Source organism: uncultured Cellulomonas sp. (assembly GCF_963527515.1).
Classification (GTDB): domain Bacteria; phylum Actinomycetota; class Actinomycetes; order Actinomycetales; family Cellulomonadaceae; genus Cellulomonas.
Window position 1 is genome coordinate 1 of sequence record NZ_CAURTV010000140.1, and the last position, 7,435, is coordinate 7,435.

Consider the following 7,435-nt stretch of genomic DNA (forward strand, 5'->3'; position numbering starts at 1 on the left):
CCGCCGTCCCGACCGCCGAGGCCAAGGCCGCCGCCTGGGCCGCGGTGGTCGACCAGGACGGGCTGCCCAACGCCCTCCAGGCCGCCACGATCGCCGGCTTCGGGCGCGTGCACGACCGGGCGCTGCTCGTGCCGTTCGTCGAGCCCTACTTCGCGGCGCTCGAGTCCGTGTGGGCGGACAAGACGAACGAGATGGCGCAGAACATCGTGGTCGGCCTGTACCCGACCGAGCTGGCCGACGACGCGTCGGTCGACGTGCTCGGCGCCACCGACACCTGGCTCGACGGGCACCCGGACGCCCCGCCGGCACTGCGCCGGCTGGTCCTGGAGTCCCGCGACGGGGTGCGCCGGGCGCTCGCGGCGCAGCAGGCGGACCTCCGCAGGGCCTGACCGCCAGGCACCTCCGCACCGTGACGACCTCGTCCTGCCAGCCGGGACGAGGTCGTCACGTCGTCCGTCCCACCTGCGCCAACCACCGACGCGCGTCCCGGGGGCTGTGGAGCCGGACCACCGGGATCGGGGACTCGGCCGCGAGCGCCGAGTAGCGCGCGGTTGCCGTGCCACAGCTCGGTGCGCCGCAGGCCCCGCCACAGGGTCCGGCGGACCACCCGGGACATCACGGTCCGGCGCGGGTAGTCGAGCCACACGTACGCGTCGGCGTCGACGAGCAGCCCGACCGTGCCGGCGGTCCAGTTGCCGTCGGTGACCCAGCCACGGTCGGACGAGGTGGTGAACGCACCGATCAGCGCGCGCGCCTCCTCGACGTCCCGCTTGGTCCACGCGGCGTCCCAGAACACCGCGTCGAGCTCCAGGTGCGGCACGCCCAGCCTCCCGGCGAGCCGGCGGGCGAACGTCGTCTTCCCGGACCCGGTGGTGCCGACGACGCGGACGCGGCGCAGGTGCTCGGGCATCCCGGCATCCTAGGACCGGACCTGAGCAGGCAGGTCAGCTGTTGAGGACCGCCGCCAGGGACCGCAGGCGCTGGTTGGTGAACAGGTCCTCGACCAGCACCACGCGCCCGGAGCTGTCGGCCAGCGGCACCTTCCAGTTCGGGTACTCCTGGTCCGTCCCCGGCTGGTTCTGCGCGCGCCGCTCCCCCACCGCGTCGGCCAGCGAGACGCCGACCAGCACCGACGGCGTCGCCATCACGTACCGGTGCATGGCCTCGACGATCTCCCGCTCGGAGGGGTCGTCGCCCACCAGGGCGCGGTCCCGCAGGACGCCGAGCATCTCGTCCCGCTCGGCCAGCGCGGCGGCGCGGACCACGGTGACCGGCTCGGTGAGCAGGCCGAGCCGCTCCCGGATGGCCACGTGCTCGCCCGCGAGGTAGCCCGCGGTGGGCGGCAGGTCGTGCGTGGTCACGGTGGCCAGCACCAGCGGCCGATAGTGCTCCGGGGCCAGGGGCGCGCCGTGCATGTCTCGCTCGAACCAGAGCACCGACGTGCCCAGGATCCCCCGGTCGGACAGGTAGTCGCGCACCCACGGCTCGACCACGCCCAGGTCCTCGCCGATGACGACGGCACCCGCGCGGTGAGCCTCGAGCGCCAGGATCCCGATCAGCGCCTCGTGGTCGTACCGGACGTACGCGCCGTCGGCGGAGTCGGCACCCTCCGGGATCCACCACAGCCGGAACAGCCCGATCACGTGGTCGATGCGGATGGCACCCGCGTGCCGGAGCACGGTGCGCAGCATGTCCCGGTACGGCTTGTAGGCGGCCCGCGCGAGGGCGTCCGGGCGCCACGGTGGCTGCGACCAGTTCTGGCCCTGCTGGTTGTACATGTCAGGCGGTGCACCGACGGTGGCCCCTCGGGCGAGCACGTCGCCGAGCGCCCACACGTCGGCGCCCTCCGGGTGCACGCCGACGGCGAGGTCGTGCATGATCCCGAGCGCCATGCCGCCGTCGAGCGCCGCACGCTGCGCGGTGGCCAGCTGCTCGTCGGCCACCCACTGCAACCACATGTGGAACTGCACCCGCTCCGCCAGCTCGACGCGCAGGTCCGCCACCAGGGCGGACGACGGGTCGAGGGCGTCGGCCGGCCAGCCGGTGAGCCCCTCGTACTTCTCCGCGAGCGCGCACCACAGGGCGAACGTCTCGAGCCCCGCACCCTCCTGGGCGACGAAGGCGTCGAACGCCGCCTGCCGCGCGGCAGAGCGCTCCGCCGCGAAGACGACCTCGAGCGCGGCCCGCTTGGCCGTCCACGCGGCGTCGCGGTCGATCGGGCCGGCGTCGTCGTCCATGGCCAGCACCGGCTCGGCCGCCCACTCGACCAGGGTGCGGTCCGCCGACGACAGGTATCCCGCCTCACGGACGTCCTCGACGCGGATGTACAGCGGGTTCACGAACCGGCGGGTCGTCGGCAGGTACGGCGACGGCGTCAGGGGAACCGTCGGCTCCGACGCGTGCAGCGGGTTGATGAGCAGGAAGTCGGCGTCGAGCTCGCGCCCGGCCAGCCACCCGATCTCGGCGAGGTCCGCGAGGTCGCCGACCCCCCACGACGCACGCGACCGGACCGAGTAGAGCTGGGCCATGAGGCCCCAGGCGCGCTTGTCCCGCAGGGCCTCCGGCAGCTCGAGGCGGGACGGTGTCACGACGAGCGGACTGTGCGCCGAGGCGCTCGGACCCTCCGCGACGATCTCGTGCCAGCCCAGCGGCAGGTCGGTCGGGAGCGTGAACGTGGCGCGCCCGACCAGCCGCCCGTCGACCGTCCGGGGGTCCACGGGCACGTCCGCCTGCGCCACCTCGCGTCGGCCGCCGCCGACCTCGGGGTCGAGCTCGATCCAGACCTCGACGGGGTCGCCGTGCGTGACGTGCACGGGCACGTGCGACTGCCGGCCCTGCCGGAGGACGAGCACCGGGGGCAGCACGCGCCGCCAGGGCATGTCCTCGACGTGTGCGATGGCCAGGTCGACGCGCTCCGGGGAGGACGCGTCGACGCCGAGGGCCCCCAGCACACCCTGCAGGGTCGCGGTCGACGCGCGGCGGTGCTGACCGTGGAAGTCCCAGTGGTCCGGGACGACCCCGTAGGCCCCCGCCAGGCGCAGGAGGGCGTCGGACGCGGTACCCGGGTCGTCTGCCACACCGCGATCCTGCCAGAGCCTCACGCACGCACGCAGGACGAACGATCCCGACTGCGTCACTCCCTCGACCACACGGCCGCTCGTCGTAGCCTTGCGGACCATGACCGCACCTGCGTTGCGCACGTACCCGGCAGCCCCACGGACCGACCTGGTCGAGGACCTGCACGGTCACCGCGTCGCGGACCCGTTCCGCGCCCTGGAGGACGCCGACGCCGACCTGACGGAGGCGTGGTCCGGCGCGCAGGACGACCTGTACGCGCAGTACCGCGCGTCGCTGGGTCCCGGCGGAGCGTTCGCCACCGACGTGCTGACCGACCGGCTCCGGGCACTGCTGGGCGCCGGGTTCGTGAGCACGCCGGCGTGGCGCGGCCGGCGGCAGTTCTTCTCCCGGCGGTCCGGAGGCCAGGAGCACGCCGTGGTCGTGGTGCGGGTCGGGGACACCGAGCACGTCCTGCTGGACCCCGTCGCGATCGACCCGGCGGGCACCACCACGCTCGACGCCTGGCAACCCTCGAAGGAGGGGGACCTGGTCGCCTACCAGGTCTCGTCGGGCGGCACCGAGGAGAGCGTCCTGCACGTGCTCGACGTGGCCACCGGTGAGCTGGTCGACGGCCCGATCGGCCGCGCGCGGTACTCCCCGGTGGCCTGGCTCCCCGGCGGCGAGGCGTTCTACTACGTGCGCCGGCTGCCCCCGGAGGAGCTGCCGCAGGACGAGGCGCAGTACCACCGTCGGGTGTGGCTGCACCGGCTGGGCACGCCCGCGACCGACGACGTCGAGGTGTTCGGCACCGGCCTGGACCACACCAGCTACTACGGGGTGTCGGTCTCCCGGGACGGCCGCTGGCTGATCGTCTCGGCATCCGCCGGTACCGCTCCCCGCACGGACGTCTGGATCGCGGACCTCGCGGTGACCGGTCCCGAGGCGCCGGCGTTCGTCGACGTCGCCGTCGGCCTCGACGCGCTGAGCGGGGCGTGGGTGGCTCGCGACGGGCGGCTCTACGTGCACACCGACCTCGACGCACCACGCGGACGGCTCGCGGTGACCGACCCGACCGAGCCCGGCGTGGAGCACTGGACGACCCTGCTAGCCGAGGACCCGACCGCGGTGCTCGAGGACGTGGCCTTCCTCGACGGCGGTGGGGCGGACACGACGCCGACCCTCCTGCTGGCGTCCTGGCGGCGGCACTCGGTGTCCGAGGTGAGCGCGCACGACCCCCGGACCGGCGAGCGGCTGCCCGATGCCGTCGTCGTGCCCGGCCTCGGCTCCATCTCCGGCCTGGCGACGTCTCCGGACGGGGGCCCTGAGGTCTGGTTCTCCTACACCGACCACACGACGCCGACCAGCGTGCACCGGTTCGACGCGCGCACCGGCGAGACGTCGCTCTGGGCGTCACCTCCGGGCATCGTCGCGGACCTGCCGGACGTGCGCGTCCAGCAGATCGAGGTCCTCAGCCCGGACGGCACGACGGTCCGGGCGTTCGTCGTGGCGCGGACGGACGCGCTCGACGCCGACGGCCGGCCGCTGGCTCCCGCGCCGACGATCCTCTACGGCTACGGCGGCTTCCGGATCTCGCTCGACCCGGCGTTCTCCGCGACGACCCTCGCCTGGGTGGAGGCCGGCGGCGTGTACGTCGTCGCCAACCTGCGCGGCGGCGGCGAGGAGGGCGAGCAGTGGCACCGGGCCGGCATGCGCGCCGACAAGCAGAACGTGTTCGACGACTTCCACGCCGTCGGGGACCACCTGGTCGCGCGCGGCTGGACGACCCCGGACCGGCTGGCCTGCTGGGGCGGCTCGAACGGCGGCCTCCTGGTGGGCGCGGCACTCACGCAGCGGCCCGACCTGTTCGCCGCCGTCGTGTGCTCGGCCCCGCTGCTCGACATGGTCCGCTACCAGCGCTTCGGCCTGGGCGTGACGTGGACCGAGGAGTACGGCGACGCCGACGACGCCACCGAGCTCGGCTGGCTGCTCGGCTACTCGCCGTACCACCGCGTGGTCGACGGGACCGGGTACCCCGCCACGCTGTTCACGGTGTTCGAGGGCGACACCCGGGTGGACCCGCTGCACGCCCGCAAGCTCGCCGCCGCACTGCAGGCAGCGACCAGCAGCGACCAGCCGGTCCTGGTCCGGCGGGAACGGGGGGTCGGCCACGGCGGACGGGCGCTGTCCCGGACGATCGGGCTCACCGTCGAGCAGCTGCAGTTCGTCGCCGACCGCACCGGGCTGGCCGGGGGTGTCGCGTGAAGACGGCTCAGACGTGGGCCGACTGGTTCGTCGGGCTCCCGCTGAAGATCATCCTCATCGTCGTGATCAGCAGCATCGTGCTGGTCCTGCTCCGCCGCGCCATCCGTGGCATCACCAACCACGTCGCCGACGGCACCTCGTTCCTCGACCGCGGCATCCTCAAGCCGCTCGGGGAGTCCGAGGTCGGCAGCGTCCTGGCCAAGGCGAGCCCCCTGACGAGCGCCCGCCGCGCCCAGCGCGCCCGCACGATCGGCTCGGTGCTGCGCTCCACCGCGACCGTCGTGGTGGGGGGGATCGCGTTCTTCCTCGTCCTCGACACGCTCGGGGTCAACATCGCCCCGTTCATCGCGTCGGCCGGTGTGGTCGGCGTGGCCGTCGGGTTCGGCGCGCAGAGCCTGGTCAAGGACTTCCTCAGCGGCCTGTTCATGCTGCTGGAGGACCAGTACGGCGTCGGCGACATCGTGGACGTCGGACCGGCGACCGGCACGGTCGAGGCGGTCACGCTGCGGATCACCAAGATCCGCGACTCGGACGGCACCCTCTGGTACGTCCCCAACGGGACCATGCTGCGCGTCGGCAACAAGTCGCAGGGCTGGGCCACCGCGGTCGTCGAGATCGACGTCGACTACTTCGCGGACCTGGACGAGGTCCGCGGGCTGCTGGCGGAGGCGGCCTCGCGTGTCGTGAAGGATCCGGTCGTGGGCACGCACGTCCGCGGTGAGCCGACGATCACCGGCATCGAGCGCCTGAGCGCCGAGGCCGTCACGCTGCGCCTCAAGGTCAAGACGTCCCCCGCCATGCAGTGGGAGGTCGCCCGGTCGCTGCGCACGGCCACGCGCGACGAGCTCGAGCGAGCCCAGGTGCCGCTGGCCGGGCAGCGCGACCTCATGGCCACGCACCGGGCGGCGGCCGCGCCGGAGCCGCGCGACCCGCACGACACGCCCGTCGACGACGCCCTCGCCCAGCGCGACGCCCGGACGGCGGCCGGCGAGGAGCCGCTGCCGCCGCAGGAGCCGGTCGCGACCGAGGAGCCGGCGCCGCGCGGCTGAGCGTCAGGCCCAGTCGAGCAGCGGGTCCCCCGCGCGCACGGACTGCCCGTCCGCGACGAGCAGGGTGAGCGCCTGGGCATCCGCCTGGAGCGCGACGACCGGGCAGATGGTCTGCAGGCCCGCGGCGGAGACGTCGACGGGCGACCACGTCACCAGCCGGTCGCCCGCGCGCACGGTCTGGCCGCCGTCGACGTGCAGCGTGAAGCCCTGGCCCGCGAGGCCGACGGTGTCGATGCCGAGGTGGACCAGGACGGTCCGTCCCTCGCCCAGCTCGAGCGCGAACGCGTGCGGGTGCAGCGCGCCGATCACGCCGTCGGCGGGCGCCAGCACGGTCTGCGTCTGCACGTGCTGCGGCTCGAGAGCAAGGCCGGGGCCGACCATGCCCTCGGCGAAGACGGGGTCCGGCACCGCGGAGAGGGGTCGCGGCACCCCGGTCAGAGGGCTGAGCAGCCGCAGGGTGGTCATCCGTCGAGCCGCCGTCCGCGGCCGGCGATCAGCGCAGGCTGTCGAGCTCGGCGGCGAGGTTGTCGGCCTCCGGGCCCACGATCACCTGCACGATGCGGCCGGAGCGCACGACGCCGAACGCACCGCTCGCCTTGAGCGCCGCCTCGTCGACCAGGTGGGCGTCGCTCACCTCGACGCGGAGCCGGGTGATGCACGGCTCGAGGTCGACGACGTTGGCGTCGCCGCCCAGCGCTGCGAGGATCTGCTCTGCCTTGCTCAATGGAACTCCCCAGCTCGAACGGCGCCGGTCTGCGCCCAGGGCCAGCGTAACCCTGGGACGCCGTTGCGAGCCTCCGCTCGGCGCAGGGGCGCGTGTCCGGCTGGCGCCCGTGGAGGACGAGGGACGACACTGCCGTCACAGCGACGAGGAGGTCCTCTCAGGTGAGCCCCGTGCACGTGCCCTCCCCCACGGTCGTCACCGGCATCGGGGTGAGCCCGGGCCGCGTCGTCGCGCCGGCCGTGCTCATGCCGGACCCCGTCGCGGAGCCGCCGTCGGGCCGACGCCTCCCGCCCGGCACCGACTACGCCGCGGCGGCCACCCGCATCGGCGCGGCCTCCGAGGC

Annotated in this window: 6 protein-coding genes; 3 read left to right on the plus strand and 3 right to left on the minus strand. The window is 74.3% G+C overall.

The window, feature by feature from the left end; all coding sequences use genetic code 11:
- The coding region (locus tag RYN42_RS18780) for an ERAP1-like C-terminal domain-containing protein (protein WP_315098695.1) at window positions 1–389 on the plus strand (389 nt) is incomplete at its 5' end.
- A gap of 555 nt (window positions 390–944) precedes the next feature.
- On the opposite strand, the gene malQ is transcribed toward RYN42_RS18780, so the two are convergent.
- Window positions 945–3,077 (minus strand): 4-alpha-glucanotransferase, encoded by a 2,133-nt coding sequence (gene malQ, locus RYN42_RS18785; protein WP_315098698.1) that lies wholly within the window; start codon window positions 3,075–3,077, stop codon window positions 945–947.
- A 100-nt stretch (window positions 3,078–3,177) separates the two neighbouring features.
- Between malQ and RYN42_RS18790 the strand changes: the two genes are divergently transcribed.
- The gene (locus tag RYN42_RS18790; RefSeq protein ID WP_315098701.1) at window positions 3,178–5,319 is read left to right on the plus strand and encodes a prolyl oligopeptidase family serine peptidase; all 2,142 of its coding nucleotides are present in this window, start codon (window positions 3,178–3,180) and stop codon (window positions 5,317–5,319) included.
- Window positions 5,316–6,368: a mechanosensitive ion channel family protein gene (locus RYN42_RS18795; protein ID WP_315098704.1), complete on the plus strand. Its 1,053-nt coding sequence runs from the start codon at window positions 5,316–5,318 to the stop codon at window positions 6,366–6,368. Before RYN42_RS18790 ends, RYN42_RS18795 begins: the two co-directional genes overlap by 4 nt.
- Window positions 6,369–6,371: 3 nt before the next feature.
- On the opposite strand, the gene RYN42_RS18800 is transcribed toward RYN42_RS18795, so the two are convergent.
- Window positions 6,372–6,833 carry a PTS glucose transporter subunit IIA gene (locus tag RYN42_RS18800; RefSeq protein WP_315098706.1) on the minus strand — a complete coding sequence of 154 codons (462 nt, stop codon included), beginning with the start codon at window positions 6,831–6,833 and terminating at the stop codon, window positions 6,372–6,374.
- A gap of 28 nt (window positions 6,834–6,861) precedes the next feature.
- Window positions 6,862–7,092 (minus strand): PTS glucose/sucrose transporter subunit IIB, encoded by a 231-nt coding sequence (locus tag RYN42_RS18805; RefSeq protein WP_315098708.1) that lies wholly within the window; start codon window positions 7,090–7,092, stop codon window positions 6,862–6,864.
- Window positions 7,093–7,435 lie beyond the last annotated feature (343 nt).